Source organism: Agromyces luteolus (assembly GCF_009729855.1).
Classification (GTDB): Bacteria; Actinomycetota; Actinomycetes; order Actinomycetales; family Microbacteriaceae; genus Agromyces; species Agromyces luteolus.
The window spans coordinates 603,326-618,983 of sequence record NZ_WODA01000025.1; the positions used below are offsets into that span (position 1 = coordinate 603,326).

Here is a 15,658-nt window from a genome sequence, read left to right on the forward strand (position 1 = left end):
AATGCGTCGACTGCGGCTCGCGGTATCGCCGCGTGATCCGCACGGGGATGCAGCCCAACGCGATGTGGGACCACGACCCGATGTACCGACTGCGCCGCGCGGTCGTCCTGGCCGCGATCGGCATCCCGGTGCTGCTCGTCGTCGTCGGCCTCCTGGTGGCGATGACCCGCACCTGATCCCGGACGTCGCCACGCGATGCGACGCGCCGGCGCCTCTCAGCGCGCGCGGACCGGTTCCCAGGCGGAACCGGCGTCGTTGAGGCGGTAGCCGTTGACGACGTCGCCCGGCCGGTACCGGTCGACGGGCTCCCAGCCCGTGGCATCCGCATTGAGCCGGTGGCCGTTCACGATGTCGCCCGGGCGGTACCGAGCGGGGACCGCGGGCGGCACCGCGGCGCGAGGCGCCTCCGGACGGGCCGGCGGCGCGCCGCTGAAGCCGAGGAGCGCCGGTAGACCGAACGACCCGGTGCGCTCGGCGAGCTTCACGCCCTCGCACTCGAGCTTCGCGCGCACCTCGACCGTGCCGGTGCGCACGTCGGCGACCTCGCCGCGCCGGAACGCGATCACCGCGCCCTTCACGGTCGTGTCGACCGCGACCGCGAGCCCGATGCTCGTGATCGGGACCGCATCGACCGTCACCTCGACCGCCGGCTCGTAGCTCCACTTCACGGTGTGCGTGACGAGCGGGACGACCATCTCGCCGTCGGGGTTCTTCGCCGACCACTCCTTCGCCTCGGTGATCGCCCGATGGCGATCCCACGCGTGTGCGACGACGTCGGTGACGTCGAGGTCGAGCAGGCCGTCGGCGACCCTGCCGACCTCCCCCGCGAGGTAGTCCTTCCCGGCCGTGGCCATGCGGGCGACGACCTTCGCCACCGTCCCGCCCACGTCGCGATCGGCGGCGATCCTCGCCACCTCCGGACTCACCGACGCACGCCCCGGCTCGAGCACGAGGTCCCGGACGCTCAGCTGCACGCTATCCACGGTCGTCTCCCTCCACGATGCGGGCCTCCCAGCGACCCGGTCGCACCTCGAGTCGCACGGATCGCGTCGGCGCCTCGCCGTCCGCGTCCCGGCTCGGCGACCAGGTGACGCCGCGTCCCGCGGTGGCCGCCACCCGGACCCGTCGACGTACCAGGCGCCGCTGGTTCCACGGCGCGGTCGGCCGCGCGGCCGCCCAGACCACGATGCCGACCCCGACGACGCCGACGATGAGCAACGGCACCGGCGGTGCCCCGCCGCCGCCGCCTCCGCTCGCCTCGCCGAGGACGGCCACGAGCGACTCCTCGTCGTCGGCGTCGAAGTAACGCCCGCCGGTGGCCTCGGCGACGCACGTGAGTTCGCTCGGCGGTTCGCCGTCGAACGCGTAGCCGACGGTGTTGATGCGGATGTCGAACCCCTGTTCCATGAGTGCCGCCGCCACCACGCACGGCGGCGGGTCGCACTCCGCGAATCCGTCGCTGATGAGGACGATCGTGCCGGATCCGCCCGAGAGGGCCCGCGCCGCCGTCAGGAGCGCGGGACCGGTCGGTGTGCCGCCGGACGCGAAGAGGCCGTCGACCGCGCGCCGGAGTTCCTCGCGATTCCCGACGGCGGGGTCGACGAGCGTCGCCGGCGGGTCGTCGCATCCGCCGGCGAACGTGCGGAGGCCCACCGCCCGGTCGTCGGGGACGGCATCGAGCGATCGCGCCAGTGCGCGTTGCGCCTGCGCCAGCGGCGCCCCCTCCATCGACGACGACGTGTCGACGAGGAACACGACCGCGTCGGAGGGCTCGCCCGCGTGCGCGGCCTGCCCGATCCCGATGACCGCGAGCGCGCCGAGGGCGACTCCGACCGCGGTGCGTCGGACGATGGACATCTCGATCACCACCTCGAGGATTCCTCGTCTACTCTCGCCCATCGGCGAAGCTGTCGCACCCGGGCGGACCCTGAGATCGGCGTCGACCCGGGCGACGAGCGGCGCGCATGTGACCCGTTCGAGGGCCAGTCCCGGGAATCCATCATCGCTAGCATTCGCTCAGGTCGACGCTGCGGCGGCCACCTCTGGGGGGAGGGGTCCATGTTCGGCAGGTTCTTCGATGCGCTCGCGGGTCCGGGCAAGGCGGACATCCTCGAGATCCGGATCCACGGCGTCCGCAACACTCCGCCGGCCGAGATGCTCGAGTCCTCGCCCGACGAGATCGAGAAGGTCTTCGGCGACGATCTCGGGTCGTTCTGGCGGAAGCGCGGGGAACGCCCGGCACGCGGCATCCGCTCGATCGAGGCGTTCTCGTGGGGCGCGCAGGCCCGCACCGGCGGGGGTGCGCTCGCGGCCATCGGCCGCGCGTTCGTGCACGTGGGATGGTTCCTACTGCTCCCCTACGCGCTCGCCAACCTCGGGTACTGGACGCGGCGCATCGACCCGCAGCCCGGCGACACCGCCGGCACGCCCAAGTGGAACGGCGACTTCGGCGCCGCCACCGTTCGCGTCTTCGGGCTCCTGCTGACGCTGATCGCGGTCGCGGCGTTCTGCTCGGTCGCGATCGACCTCGTCGGCGTCCAGTGCTTCCGCGACGGACAGGTGTGCGCCGCGCTGCCGTCGGTGTTCGACGGCCTCGTCGACCTCGAGCGCGACCGGCGGGCCGCGCTCTTCGGCCTGGCGCCGATCGCCACCGTGATCGTGCTCTACGTGATCGCACGTCGCGGCCGAGTCGCGTACGAGGAACGCGTGAAGCAGTTCGGGACCGACCTGGACCTGCTGCAGCAGGAGCGGAGCCGTCCGCTGCTCGCCACGCGCGGCTTCTGGACCGAGTCCCGCATCGGGCAGACCTCAGAGTGGCTGCACGTGTCGGGCGCGATCGCGCTCGTGCTCTTCCTCCTCGCCCTCGACTCGGCGTACCTCGCGGTCGGCGACTGCTGGACGGACGGATCGTCGTCGATCACGGGCGAGTGCCTCGCCGCCGGCTTCGGGAACCCGCTCGCGGCGTGGTTCGCGATCGGCGCGGCGGCCCTGCTCGTCGCGATCGTCGTCCTCGTCGCGCTCGCCTCGCACACGACGTCCGACGGTCGCACCACTGCGAAGCGGATGGCGTCGATGACATGCCTCGTCGCATCGGTCGCGGGCTACGGGGTGTGGATGTGGCTCGCCTTCCGGACGACCGAGGGTGAGGGCGACGGCAAGGTCTTCCTCGGCCTCATCGGCACGCCGATCGCCCTGATCGTGCTCGCCCTGTTCCTCGCACTCGCCGGTGCCGGCTGGAAGAACCGTTCGTGGGTGCGTCGGGTGATCAGCGCGGTCCTCCTCGTGGGCGGCGCGGCGCTGCTGCTCGGCAGCCACGCCCGCGAGGGCGACGAGCGGTGGCTCTGGGTCGGCGGCGCCGCGCTGTGCGTGCTGCTCCATCTCGTGAACGCGTGGACGACGCCGGCGAACCACCGGTTCGAGGCGTGGCGCGGCCAGGGCGCCGCGGTCGCGATGCTGCTGGCGCTCTTCGCGTCGATGGCGCTCTCGAGCCTTTTGGTGCTCGGCGTGGCCTCATGGCTGGGCACCTCGACCGACAAGGCCGACACCTCGTACATCTGGCGCACACCGCCCGAGCCGCAGCCGGAGCTGTCGCTCGACGTCCCGGACGCGTACGAGCGGTTCGCCGTCGTGCTCACCGCGATCGCCGCGCTGATGCTCGCCGTCATCATCGCGGCGCTGATCGTGAACATGGTGCGCTTCGCGCGGTTCAGCCTGCCGAAGCTGGCCTGGTCGACGCCGTCCGACGGCGACGAGGAGCGTGCGCCCGCGCACGATCGCGGCGGGCTCGAGACGCCGGACCCGAGCACCTACGCCCCGCGGGTCGCGGTGCCCGCCGCCCGGAACCGGAGACGTCTCACGGTCCGCAGGAGCTCCCACCTGCTCCATCGCGGCGAGCCGCTCTTCGGCTGGCTCGCGGTCTTCGCCGCGATCGGCTTCCTCAGCCTGTCGTCGGCCGTCGTCTACGAGGGCCTCCGGGCGTTCGCGGTGGACCGCCTCGGCGAGAACGGCCCCGCGGGGATCCGCGCCGCGTCGACCGCAGTGCTCGTCGCCGTCGCCCTGGCCGCCGTCGCCGCGGTCGTCGCGCACGCCGCCTCGAGCAGCGAGCGCCCGCTCGGGGTGTTCTGGGACGTCGTCGCGTTCTTCCCGCGCGCAGGCCACCCGTTCGCGCCGCCGTGCTTCGGCGAACGCGTCGTGCCCGAGCTCGCGGCGCGAACCCGGGCCTGGCTCAACGACCCGTCGGCGCGGCGTCGCCGCGGCGTCATCCTCACCGCCCATTCGATGGGCTCCACGATCTCGGCGGCGACGCTCATGGCGATGCGCGGCGATCGCGTGCCGGCCGGGGTGATGAAGGGCGAGGAGCTCGTCGATCGCACGGCACTGCTCTCGTACGGCACGCAGCTGCGCGCGTACTTCAGCCGGTTCTTCCCGTCGGTGTTCGGCCCGGACGACCTCGGCGTGCCCGGCACGCGCGGCCCGTCGCTCTGGCGGTCGGATCCGTGGCGCTCGCAGGTGCTCGACGAGTTCCGCGTCGGGCTGCCCGCCCCGAAGGCCGATCCGGAGCGATCGCTCACGGGCATCCTCGGCGCGCACGACCGCGAGGTGCCGCGCTGGCGGAGCCTCTGGCGCCGGACCGACTACCTCGGCTTCCCGGTGTACGGCTACCCCGAGAAGCACAACCCGGTCGACCGCGGCGTCACCGAGTCCGCGCCGGCGAGCTACCTCTGGCGCATCGCGACGCACGGCGACTACCTCGGCACCGAGCAGTTCCTCCTCGCCCGCGACGACCTCGTCGAGGCGCTGGGCGAGCCGGCCGGCGGCGGCGGCGCACCGTAGCTCGGCTGGTCCACGTCAGGTCGACCGTCCCGGTCAGTGGAACACCGACCGCGCGTCGGCGGTCACCTCGATCGGCACGGTCACCGGCACGAGGTCCGTCGAGATCGGCGCGTGCCAGACGGCCCGGAGGGTCACGCTGGCGCTGCGCCCGTCGCTCGAGTCGGCCCGCACGAGCTCGAGCCCGCGCAGCGAGTGCGCCGCGTCGCCGAGGTAGCCGGCTGCGGCCGCAGCGACGGATGCCTCGTCGAGGCCGAACACGAGCACGTCGCCCTCGAGCCGCACCTCGTCGAGGCGCCACGATTCGGCGGCCGCGAGCGCCGCGCCGTCGGCGAGCGTGAACAGCCGCTTGCGCTCGAGGTACAGCGACGTCGCCGACGTCACGACGAGCACCAGGGCAAGCGCCAGCACGCCGTAGAAGATCGTGAGCAGCAGCGTCGACCCGGTCTCCTCGCCTCGGAGCGGCGCCGTCGCCCGGGACCTCACGGTGCACTCGCGAACCGCGACACGGTCTGCGTCGCGTGCGATTCGATGCGCACCGACCCGATCCCGCTCGACGCGAGCACCTGCGGCACGAGCGGCAGCGCGACCGCGGCCCGCACCGCGACGGTCACGCGCGCCCCCGGCGTCCCGCACGGTCCGCCGCAGTCGACGTCGACGGATGCCTCGCCGGCATCGACCCCGTAGTCGGCGAGGACCACGCGCACGGTGCGTTCGACGGATGCCGCGGGCTCGCCGGCCTCCGCCCGCACCACGGCGACGCGAGCCGCCTGCCGGGCCGCACCCTCGACGCCGAGCGCGGCCGACTGCACGGCGGACATCGCCAGCACGAGGTAGACGAGCGGGACGAGGAGGATCATGCCGACCGTGAGGAACTCGAGCGACGCGGACCCGCCCTCGTCGGCGAGTCCCCATCCGGGCTCGTCAGTCGAGCGCCTCGACCGCGGCATGGCCCGTCACCTCCAGTGCGCGTTCGGGGCCGAGCAGGCCGATGACGGGCAGTGCGGTCCGGACCGTCACGGCGATCGCGGGAACCCCGCCGACCGTGGCCGTGACGGCCGAGACGTCCGCGGCGTAGTCGGCGGCGATGGCCGCGTCGATCAGCCGGCGCGTCCGCTCGACGCCCGCGGCGGGCGACGACCCCGCGAGTGCCGCGTAGCGGGCGCCCTCCGCCGCGGCGTCGAGCACCGTGTTGCGCACGTGGAGGGCGAGCGCGAGCTGCACGACCGCGAGGAGCAGCGCGGTCAGCAGGACGCCGACGAGCGAGAACTCCGCGACCGCGGACCCGCGCTCGTCGGCCAGTCGAGTCAGAAGCCGACGACCCGATCGATCGCCTGGTCGAAGACCCCGGACAGGGCTGGGCCGGCGAGCCCCCAGATCACGATCACCAGCCCCGCGGTCATGAGCGTGATGAGCACCCATCCGGGCACGTCCCCCCGTTCGTCGGCGAGGCGTCGGGCGATCCAGCGCGGCATGCGAGGTCCTTTCATCGGGTGGCGGGGTGCGACGGCGCATCAGAAGCCCGCCTGGAGCACGAGGTAGCCGGGGAACAGCGCGAAGGCGACGGTGACCGGCAGGATGAGGAAGATCAGCGGGACGAGCATCGCGATCTCCTTGCGACCGGCGAGCTCGATGATCGTGCGCTTGGCCTCCGCGCGCGCGTCACCCGCTTGAGCCCGGAGGACGTCGGCGAGCGGCGTGCCGCGATCGAGCGCACCGAGCACCTGGTCGATCGCGCGCGAGAGCGCCGGATGCTCGAGTCCGTCGCGGACGTCGGCCAGCGCGAGGCCGAGCGGCACGCCCGTGCCGACTGCCGCGACCACGCCGGCGAACTCGCGCGCGAGCTCACCGGAGCCCGTCCGTGCGGCGCGCCGGAGCGCGTCGAGCATGCCCTCGCCCGCGGTGAGGCTGAGCGTGAGGAACTCGAGCACGGTCGGCAGTTCGCTCGTGATCCGTGAGAGTCGGCGACGCGCCGCGCGCTGCAGCATCCAGTCGGCCGCGACCGCGCCGACCACCGCTCCGAAGGGCGGGACGGTCCAGCGCACCACTGCGGGGGTGGACTCCATCGTGGGGGCGAACAGGGCGACCAGCGCGGCGAGGGCGAACCCCACGGACGCCCACACGAGTTGTCGACCGCGGAATCGCTCGACCGTGGCATCCGCGCCGGCCTGCCGGAGGCGCCGTGCGACCGTGTCGTTGCCGCCGAGGATCGACGACAGGATGCCGCGGGCACGCCGGGCCGCGGGGAGCACGAGCATGCCGATGACCGAGCCCGGATCGGACGCCGGCCTGGCGCGCATCGCGCGCGCCTCGGCGGAGATGTCGGTGATGTACGGCGCGACGCGGTCGACCAGCCGGGGCCGGCCGATGCGAGGGACGGATGCCGCGACGAGCCAGAGTCCGAGCCCGAGGATCGCGCCGAGCGCGACCGCGACGATCGGCGTCGCGCTCAACTGAACCATCGACGCTCCTCGGGGAGGCGACCGAGTCCGAGCATGAGCCGGTACGCGACGAGCGTGACGGCGACGCCGCACAGGATGAGCACGGTGCCGGCCGGGGAATCGTAGGAGTCGAGCGTCTCGGGCCTCGTCGCCAGCACGCACAGCAGGAGCCACGGCGCGGCGACGCCGAGGCGCGCCGCATTCCGGATCCACCCCTGGCGGGCGACGACCTCGGCACGCAGTGCGGCGTCCTCGCGGAGGTAGGCGGCGAGCCCGCGGAGCACGGCGGTGAGGTCGGTGCCGCCGACTTCCCGCGCCATCCGCAGCGTCTCGAGGATCCGATCGGCGACGGGATCGGCCAGGCGCGCCTTCAGCGCGTCGAGGGCCGAGCCGAAGTCGCCCGTGCGACGGAACTCGTCGTCGAATCCCGCGAACGCCGTGCGGGTCGCCGCCGGGCCGAGGTCCGCGAGCGCGGCGATCGCGTCCGGGAGGTTCATCCCCGCGCGCACGCTCGAGACCAGGTGGTCCACGACATCGGGCCAGATCGCGCGGTTCGCGGCGCGGCGCCGGTTCGCACGCGACCTGATGGCGAGCGGAACCGCGCCGGCGCCGAGGAGCGCCGCGATGAGCGCGAGCAGCGGCACGCCGAACACCGCCTGTGCGACGGCCGCGGCGAGCGCGGCCATGACCATGCCCACGATGACGACGACCGCGATCGGCACCCCGGGGATGCCGGCGAGGGCGAGCTCGTCGCGGATCGCGGCCGGCGCTCCCCGCTCCGCAGCGCCGCCGACCGACGCTCCGACGCCCTCCGGTCGCGCGGCCCAGAGCCACGGCGACAGCACCAGGACGAGGCCGGCGCCGAGCGTGGCACCGAGGATGAGGCTCACGCCGCCGCGCCCAGGACGATCGCCGGGTCGAGCCCGGCCGCCTCGAACTTCTCGAGCCGGACCGGATGCGCTCCCGTGCGCACGAGTTCGCCGGCCGACCGGTCGAATCGGAAGATCGCCTCGGCCTCGACTCGGGCGCCCTCGGTCTCGCCGGTGGTCACGGCGATCTCGGCGACGCGCCGCCGTCCGTCGCGATCGATGGCGAGGTGGACGACGAGGTCGATGCAGGATGCCACGGTCGGCACCACGAAGCCGGAGTCGATGTTCCGCCCGGCGAGCAGCGGCAGCGTGCAGAGCTTCGCGAGTGCGTCCCGCGCGGAGTTCGCGTGGATCGTGCACATGCCGGGCAGGCCCGAGTTCAACGCGATGAGCAGGTCGAGGCTCTCGGCTTCGCGCACCTCGCCGACGACGAGCCGATCGGGCCGCATCCGCAGCGCCTCCTTCACGAGCCGCCGCAACGTGATCTCGCCCGACCCCTCCAGGTTCGGCTGGCGGCACTGCATCGCGACGAGGTCGCGCACGTCGAGGTCGAGTTCGAAGGTCTCCTCGACGGTGACGACCCGCTCCCCCGTGCGCGTCGCCGCGAGCAGGGCGTTGAGCATCGTCGTCTTGCCCGTGTGCGTGGCACCCGAGACGAGCACGTTGGCGCCCGCGAGCACGCCCATCCGCAGGAACTCGGCGGCTGGCCTCGTGATCGAACCGAGCTCGACGAGTCGCTGCAGCGACCGGATGCGCTGCTGGAACTTCCGGATGTTCACCGCCCAGTGGGCGCGCGTGACGTCGGGGATCGCGACGTGCAGCCGCGAGCCGTCGGGCAGAGACGCGTCGACGAACGGCGAACTCAGGTCGACCCTGCGGCCCGAGTGCTGCAGCATCCGCTCGACGAGGTCGCGCACCTCGCGGTCGGAGAGGACGACCGTCGTGAGTTCGGCCACGCCGCCGCGCGCCACGAACACGCGGGTCGGCGAGTTGATCCAGATCTCCTCGACGCTCGAATCGTCGAAGAACGGCTGCAGCGGTCCATAGCCGGTGATGGATGCCACGACCTCGCGCGCAGCGCCCTGCTCGTCTGCGAGGGGAGCATGCGCGCCGGCGAGCGCCCGCTCGGAGTACCGGCGCACCTCTTCGGCGGCGAACCGCGCCGCCACCGCCTCGTCGCGGGCGAGGTCGACGCCCTCGCGGAGCACCCGCCCACGCACCCGCTCGGCGATGGTGCGCACGGGGTCCGACATGCGCTCCATCTTGGAGATCGTCGCGCATCCGGCCCGGAAGTTATCCACACAGGCGGGTCGGCGAGGAGGATCGGGATCTTCGCCCGTCGCATCGTCGCTGCGCCGGGGTATAACCTGCGCGCGACGCGTGATCGACGACCGACGCCTGGGACATCGCAAGAGGAGGCACGATGGATCTCGTGTCGTGGATCAGCGTCGGCGGGGTCATCGTCATCTCATGGCTCGACACGCATGTATCCAGGAGCAGGGAAATGACCGCCGAAAACGATGTGCGCGCCGCCTCGAAGGCGTTCTATGCGGCATTGAATCGGATGCTGTCCGGGGACGCCGGTTCGTTGACCGATATCTGGGTGCACAGCCCCGAGGCGACGACGATGCACCCGATCGGCGATCGTCAGGTGGGCTGGGACGACATCAAGGGGTCGTTCGAGCGCGTGGCCCGGTCGTCCACAGGTGGTCTTGTGGAGATCACAGATCAACTCTTTCGTGTGCACGGGGACACGGCATACGAGGTGGGCGTCGAACACGCCGCATTCGGCGTCGGTGGCACGCAGCTCACGGTGAACTCCCGCGTCACCAATATCTACTACCGTGAGGGCGACGGGTGGAAGGTCATCCATCACCACGGTGACAAGTCGCCGGGGATCTCCGAGGCTCTCGACAAAGCGGAGCCGGCCTGATCATCGCTGTCGGCCTGTCAACGTGAGAGCGTGGCGCGGAGCGGACCGCCCGGTCATTCATCCACACCGATCCGTCGCGGTCGCTCGTCAGCCGTCGAACATCGGCGGGATGTACCCGTCCGGCGAACGGACCTTCCCACAGCGGTCGCACTCGTAGTAGCTGTCGCCGGTCTCCGGTTCGTGCTGCAGCACCCACTTGTGGATGCCGATCCGGCATTCCCAGTTCCTCTCGGCCATGGCCCACTCCCGTCTCCGGGTCAGGGGGAACCGGGCCTCACGCTACTCCCCCGCGCGGCGTGCCGCGCCCTCGGATCGACTCAGCGGTCGAGCCGCCCGAGCGCGGCCTCGGCCTCGTCGCGGGCGCGGGCCGACCGCGCGGCCTCGGCGGCCGCCGCCTCGCGGGCGCGCGTCGCGATGCGCAGCTCGCGCTCGGCCGGGCGGAGATCGTCGCGCACCTCCGAGAGGCGCCGCTCGAGCTCGTCGCGCTCGGTCTCGAGGTCGTCGAACCGGCGCACGGCGGCCTCGAGGCGAGCGGATGCCTCGGCGAGCGCGTGCTCGTCGTCGTCGGCGCGCTCGCGCGCCTGCCGCAGGGCTTCGTCGAGCCGGTCGCGTTCCCGTCGGGCCGCTACAGCGGCCCGCTCGGCGGCGGTCTCGCGTGCGCCGCCGCGGGAGGCTGCATCCGCTCGCCCCTCGCGCTTCTCGGCCCGCGTGTCAGCCCGCTCGACCGGGCGCTTCCCGAGGCGGCGCGGCGCGCCGGGCTCGTCGCCGCCGACGGCACCGGCGAGGTCGACCTCGATGCCGACCGCGCGCAGCGCGCGCACGAGCCGACCGCTCGCGACGGCAGCGCCCGCCTCCTCGGACACGCTCGCGGCGACCAGCGTCTGCTCGACCTCGTCGAGCACGGCGCGCGAGGGCTCGCGACCGGCGGCGTCCGCCAGCGACACCGCGAGCCGGACGAGGTCGGCGATGAGCTCGCGCCGCTCGGCGACGAGTGCGCCGAGCGCCCGCCCGTCGCCAGCGGCCTGCGCGTCGGCGAGCTCGCCGCCGAGGCCCACGAGGTCGCCCACGCGGTCGGGCTCATCGCGCGCGAGGCGGTTCACGATCCACGCCGGGGGTGACGGACGACGCAGGGCGCCGATCTGCTTTGCGAGCGCGGTGCCTCCCGCGGTGCGCGCGTCAGCCGCACGCTCGTTGCGGGCCGCCGTGAACTCCTCGGGCACGAGCCCGTACAGCGCGTCGGCCGCCTCCGCCACCGGGTCGGTCGCCATGCCTCCATCATGGCGCGGCGGACGCGCTCGGCGGCGGACGAGTTCGCAGGATCACACGCGCCGTCCCCGCGCCGGCGGACGCGAACCGCATCCCATCATGCGAACGCGAGCCTCCGGCAGGCACCCCGTGCTCGGTGGCCGGCACGGCCGCGCCGGTTCGCAGGACGAGACGCGTCATCCGCCCGCACAGCGAGGCATTCGGCGTCTCGTCCTGCGAACTCGATCCACTACGGAGCCGGTCGGCCGCGTCGGCCCCGCCGGCCGCGACCGGTTCGCAGGACGAGACCCCTCACGACCGTCGCCGAGGCCGCATGCGCCCCGTCGTCCTGCGAACGCGCGCCGCCCACGCCGGGAACGGACCCGCCCCGCCTCACACCGTCTCGAGGTACTTGTGCACCAGGCTCACGGCGACCGACCCCTGCCCGACCGCCGAGGCGACGCGTCGCATCACGTCGTGCCGCACGTCGCCCGCGGCGAAGATGCCGGGCACGCTCGCCTCCTGCGGGAACGGGTCGCGCTTCGGCCTCCAGCCGTGAGGGCGGCGACCGTCGTGCACGAGGTCCTGCCCGGTGAGCACGAACCCGTGGTCGTCGAGCTCGACGAGGTCCCGCACGAGGCCCGTGCCGGGCACCGCGCCGATGAAGACGAACATCGCGTCGGCCGGCAGTTCCTCCTCGCCGCCGGTGGCCATGTCGCTGACCGTGATCGCCTCGAGGTGGTCGTCGCCGGTGAGCGCGACCACGCGCGAGAAGGGGCGCACCGTGATGTTCGGCGCCGCCTCGATCTGGTCGATGAGGTACCGCGACATCGACGACTCGAGTCCCTCGCCGCGGACCAGGATCGTGACCTCGGCCGCGTACCGCGACAGGAACATCGCGCCCTGGCCGGCCGAGTTCGCGCCGCCGACGACGGCCACGCGGCATCCGCTGTACGCCACCGCTTCTGAGGCCGCGGCGCCGTAGTAGACGGATGCCCCGAGCAGCCGCTCCTCGCCGGGCACGCCGAGCGTGCGCGCCGACACGCCCGTCGCGAGCACGAGCGCGCGGCAGCGCAGCTCGCTGCCGTCGTCGAGCGCGACGATCTTGTACGAGTCCTCGAGCCGGATGCCGGTCACCGCCTGGGGACTCAGGATCTCGGCGCCGAGCCGCTTCGCCTGCGTCACGGCGCGCCGCGCGAGGTCGGCGCCGCTGATGCCGTTCGGGAAGCCGAGGTAGTTCTCGATGCGCGAGCTCGTGCCGGCCTGCCCGCCGGGCACCTCGCGCTCGACGACCGCGGTGCGCAGGCCCTCGGACGCGCCGTACACCGCGGCCGCGAGCCCCGCGGGCCCGGCGCCGACGACGACCAGGTCGTAGAAGGGCTGCTGCGCCGGCGCCCGCAGGCCGATGCGCTCGGCGAGCTCGTGCAGGTCGGGGCAGAACAGGGTCGTGCCGTCGGGCAGGAACACGACGGGCAGCCTCCGCGTCCCGGTGGTCGAGGCCTCGACGAGTTCGCGCGCGCCCTCGTTCTTCTCGATGTCGAGCCACTGGTACGGGATCTGGCTGCGCGCGAGGAAGTCCTTCACGGCGTGAGTCGTCGGCGACCACAGGGTGCCGGCCACGCGGATGCCCTCGTACACCGGCGGCGACGAGGCGCGCCAGTCGTCGAGCAGCTCGTCGATCACCGGGTAGAGCCGTTCCTCCGGCGGGTCCCACGGCTTCAGCAGGTAGTAGTCGAGCTCGAGCGCGTTGATCGACATGATCGCGGCGTTCGTGTCGGCGTAGGCGGTCAGCAGCACGCGCTTGGCGTCGGGCACGAGCTTCAGCGCCTGCTCGAGGAACTCGGTGCCCGTCATGCCCGGCATCCGCTGGTCGACGAGGAGGAGCGCCACGGGCGTGCCGCGCTTGAGGTACTCCCCCACCGCGTCGAGGCCCTCCCGGCCCGAGGCCGCCTTCACGATCCGGTAGTCGTCGCGGTAGCGCGCCTGCAGGTCGCGGGCGACCGCGTTGAGCACCTGGGGTTCGTCGTCGACCGTCATGATCACCGGCTTCGCCACGGCTCAGTCCTCCCCGCCGTCCGGCTCGTCGCCGGGCGTCGAATCGATCGGCAGGCGCACCGTGAAGCACGTCCGCCCCGGCACCGAGTCGACCGTCATGTCGCCGTGGTGCTTCTTCACGACGATGTTCCGCGAGATCGGCAGGCCGAGCCCGGTGCCCTCGCCGACCGGCTTCGTCGTGAAGAACGGGTCGAAGAGCACGACCATGTTCTCGGGCGGGATGCCCGGTCCGTCGTCCTCGATCTGCACCTCGACCACGTCGTCGTCGCGCCGGGCGCGGACCGTCAGGTTCCCACGCCCGCCCATCGCGTCGATCGCGTTGTCGATGAGGTTGGTCCACACCTGGTTCAGCTCGCTGGCGTACGCCTGGATCGCGGGCAGGTCGGCGTCGTACTCGCGGACCACGTGCACGCCGGCCTTGAGCTTGTTGTGCAGGATGATCAGCGTGTTGTCGAGGCCGCGCCGCACGTCGACGTCCTGAACCGGGGTCTGGTCCATGTAGGTGTAGGTCTTCAGCGCCTTCACGAGGTCGACGATCCGGGTCGTGCCGACCGCGACCTCCGACAGCAGCGTGTAGATGAGGAACTTCAGGCCCAGCCACTCGACGACGACCGACGCCTCCTCGCCGACGAACGTCGCGGCGAGGTCGTCGAGGTCGTCGACCGACAGCCCGAGGCTGACGACCGAGGGCGCGAGCTCGCCGGCGTCGGCTACGCCGTGCTCGTCGAGCCAGTCCTCGGCCTCGGCCTCGCGGTCGCTGCGTTCGAGCGCCCCGAGCTCGAGCGGCGCGTCGGCGCGGTCGACGGCCAGCCGGTCGAGCGCGCGGAGGTGCTCGAGCTTCGACCCGTAGAGCCCGAGACGGCCGAGCTGGAGCTGCGCCTCCTGCAGCTTCGCGAAGACCGCCATCGCCTGCGAGGCGCCTCGCTGGGCCGCGGATGCCGGGTTGTTCAACTCGTGCGCCATGCCGGCGCTCAGCTTGCCGAGCGATGCCATCTTCTCCTGGAGGATCAGCTGGTCCTGCATCTGGCCGATCTGCGCGAGCGTCTGCTCGAGCACCGAGTTCTTGCCGCGGAGCTCGTCGGTGCGCTCCCGGAGCTGCTGCTCGCTCTGCAGGAGTGCCTCCTCGGCCGCCTTGCGCTCGCCGATGTCGCGGATGATGCCCGTGTAGTAGCGGTCCTCGTGCACCGTCCACGTCGACAGCGACAGCTCGATCGGGATCTGCTCGCCCGACTTCGTGATCGCGGAGAGCTCGACCGTGGTGCCGATCACGTGCGCCTCGCCGGTCTCGGTGTAGCGCTTGATGCCCGCCCGGTGCAGCTCGTGGAACTCGGGCGGGATCACGAGCTCGAGCTGCTGCCCGACGGCCTCCTCCTCGGTGTAGCCGAGGATCCGCGTGGCCGCCGAGTTCCACGACATGATGCGGCCCGTGTGGTCGGCGGAGATGATCGCGTCGATCGCCGACTCGGTGACCGACCGGAACTTCTGCTCGGCCTGCTTGCGCTCGCTGATGTCGCGGATGATGCCGGTGTAGTAGCGGTCCTCGTCGAGGAACCAGGTCGCGAGCGAGAGCTCGATCGGGAACTCCGAGCCGTCGCGGCGGATGGCGGCGAGCTCGACGGTCGAGCCGATGACGTGGGTCTCGCCGCCGGTGCTGACGCGGTGGATGCCGGTGCGGTGCAGGTCGCGGAACCGCTCGGGGATCACGAGTTCGAGCCGCTGCCCGATCGCCTCGGACTCGGTGTGGCCGAACAGGGCGGTGGCCGCACTGTTCCAGCTCCGGATGATCCCCTCGTCGTCCGCGGAGATGATCGCGTCGATCGCCGACTCCATGACCGAGCGGAACTTCGCCTCGGACTCGCGCAGCGCCATCCGCACCTTCGACACCGTGACCTGGCGCTCGATGCGGGCGAGGACTTCGCGGGCGTCGAACGGGATGCCGATCAGGTCGTCGCCGGCCTCGAGCCCGCGCACGCGCGTCTCGACGTCGGCGTCGGCCGCCATGAAGATGACCGGCAGGTCGTGCGTCTCGTCGGCCCGGTGCAGCTCGGCGGCGAGCGCGAACGCGTCGGCACCCCGCAGGCCGGCATCGAGGACGATCAGGTCGGGGCCGTGCGCGAGGGCCGCGTGCGCGTGCGCCAGGTCGCCCTGCGCCGTGACCACCGTGTAGCGGTCCTCCGCGAGGATGCCGCTGAGGTCCGCGATCGCGTCGGCGTCGTCGGAGATCACGAGGATCGAGCCGAGCTGGGCCACGGAGTCCTCCTCCCCGTCGTCCGCGTCGTCGTCGC

At 72.7% G+C, this 15,658-nt stretch carries 16 protein-coding genes; 3 read left to right on the forward strand and 13 right to left on the reverse strand.

Annotated elements, in window-relative coordinates:
- Positions 1-32 precede the first annotated feature (32 nt).
- Positions 33-176, forward strand: coding sequence for a hypothetical protein (locus tag GLX25_RS16445; protein WP_155843596.1), 144 nt, complete (start codon positions 33-35; stop codon positions 174-176).
- Positions 177-215: 39 nt separating this feature from the next.
- Here GLX25_RS16445 and GLX25_RS16450 read toward each other — a convergent pair whose 3' ends face one another.
- Both GLX25_RS16450 and GLX25_RS16455 read right to left on the reverse strand, forming a co-directional pair.
- The gene (locus GLX25_RS16450; protein WP_155843598.1) at positions 216-983 is read right to left on the reverse strand and encodes a hypothetical protein; all 768 of its coding nucleotides are present in this window, start codon (positions 981-983) and stop codon (positions 216-218) included.
- Complete coding sequence (locus GLX25_RS16455) at positions 976-1,857, reverse strand: vWA domain-containing protein (RefSeq protein WP_240898444.1); 882 nt, start codon at positions 1,855-1,857, stop codon at positions 976-978. The genes GLX25_RS16450 and GLX25_RS16455 overlap by 8 nt, the downstream gene beginning before the upstream one ends.
- Positions 1,858-2,058: 201 nt before the next feature.
- On the opposite strand from GLX25_RS16455, the gene GLX25_RS16460 reads away from it, so the two are divergent.
- Positions 2,059-4,833, forward strand: a complete 2,775-nt coding sequence (locus GLX25_RS16460; RefSeq protein ID WP_155843601.1) for a hypothetical protein — start codon at positions 2,059-2,061, stop codon at positions 4,831-4,833.
- A gap of 33 nt (positions 4,834-4,866) precedes the next feature.
- Here the strand turns inward: GLX25_RS16460 and GLX25_RS16465 are convergent, their stop codons facing one another.
- The 7 genes from GLX25_RS16465 to GLX25_RS16495 are packed head-to-tail and all read right to left on the reverse strand — an operon-like array spanning position 4,867 to position 9,393.
- Complete coding sequence (locus GLX25_RS16465) at positions 4,867-5,316, reverse strand: pilus assembly protein TadG-related protein (protein WP_166548922.1); 450 nt, start codon at positions 5,314-5,316, stop codon at positions 4,867-4,869.
- Positions 5,313-5,780 carry a TadE family protein gene (locus GLX25_RS16470; RefSeq protein ID WP_155843603.1) on the reverse strand — a complete coding sequence of 156 codons (468 nt, stop codon included), beginning with the start codon at positions 5,778-5,780 and terminating at the stop codon, positions 5,313-5,315. The genes GLX25_RS16465 and GLX25_RS16470 overlap by 4 nt, the downstream gene beginning before the upstream one ends.
- The gene (locus GLX25_RS16475; RefSeq protein WP_309299138.1) at positions 5,755-6,207 is read right to left on the reverse strand and encodes a TadE/TadG family type IV pilus assembly protein; all 453 of its coding nucleotides are present in this window, start codon (positions 6,205-6,207) and stop codon (positions 5,755-5,757) included. Before GLX25_RS16475 ends, GLX25_RS16470 begins: the two co-directional genes overlap by 26 nt.
- On the reverse strand, positions 6,138-6,305 hold the full coding sequence (locus GLX25_RS19015) for a hypothetical protein (RefSeq protein WP_240898393.1): 168 nt from the start codon (positions 6,303-6,305) through the stop codon (positions 6,138-6,140). Before GLX25_RS19015 ends, GLX25_RS16475 begins: the two co-directional genes overlap by 70 nt.
- A 39-nt stretch (positions 6,306-6,344) precedes the next feature.
- The gene (locus GLX25_RS16485) at positions 6,345-7,292 is read right to left on the reverse strand and encodes a type II secretion system F family protein (protein ID WP_155843607.1); all 948 of its coding nucleotides are present in this window, start codon (positions 7,290-7,292) and stop codon (positions 6,345-6,347) included.
- Complete coding sequence (locus GLX25_RS16490) at positions 7,280-8,161, reverse strand: type II secretion system F family protein (protein WP_166548923.1); 882 nt, start codon at positions 8,159-8,161, stop codon at positions 7,280-7,282. The genes GLX25_RS16485 and GLX25_RS16490 overlap by 13 nt, the downstream gene beginning before the upstream one ends.
- Positions 8,158-9,393 carry a TadA family conjugal transfer-associated ATPase gene (locus tag GLX25_RS16495; RefSeq protein WP_205719924.1) on the reverse strand — a complete coding sequence of 412 codons (1,236 nt, stop codon included), beginning with the start codon at positions 9,391-9,393 and terminating at the stop codon, positions 8,158-8,160. Before GLX25_RS16495 ends, GLX25_RS16490 begins: the two co-directional genes overlap by 4 nt.
- A gap of 170 nt (positions 9,394-9,563) precedes the next feature.
- Between GLX25_RS16495 and GLX25_RS16500 the strand changes: the two genes are divergently transcribed.
- Complete coding sequence (locus GLX25_RS16500; protein ID WP_155843611.1) at positions 9,564-10,073, forward strand: YybH family protein; 510 nt, start codon at positions 9,564-9,566, stop codon at positions 10,071-10,073.
- Positions 10,074-10,160: 87 nt separating this feature from the next.
- Here GLX25_RS16500 and GLX25_RS16505 read toward each other — a convergent pair whose 3' ends face one another.
- The 4 genes from GLX25_RS16505 to GLX25_RS16520 form a co-directional block, all read right to left on the reverse strand.
- Entirely contained in the window at positions 10,161-10,310 is a 150-nt protein-coding gene (locus GLX25_RS16505; protein WP_155843613.1) for a hypothetical protein, read from the reverse strand.
- An 80-nt stretch (positions 10,311-10,390) separates the two neighbouring features.
- Positions 10,391-11,341 (reverse strand): coiled-coil domain-containing protein, encoded by a 951-nt coding sequence (locus GLX25_RS16510; protein WP_155843615.1) that lies wholly within the window; start codon positions 11,339-11,341, stop codon positions 10,391-10,393.
- A 370-nt stretch (positions 11,342-11,711) separates the two neighbouring features.
- Positions 11,712-13,373, reverse strand: coding sequence for an FAD-dependent oxidoreductase (locus GLX25_RS16515; RefSeq protein ID WP_166548924.1), 1,662 nt, complete (start codon positions 13,371-13,373; stop codon positions 11,712-11,714).
- A gap of 3 nt (positions 13,374-13,376) precedes the next feature.
- Positions 13,377-15,623, reverse strand: coding sequence for a hybrid sensor histidine kinase/response regulator (locus tag GLX25_RS16520; RefSeq protein ID WP_155843617.1), 2,247 nt, complete (start codon positions 15,621-15,623; stop codon positions 13,377-13,379).
- Between the last annotated feature and the right edge of the window lie 35 nt (positions 15,624-15,658).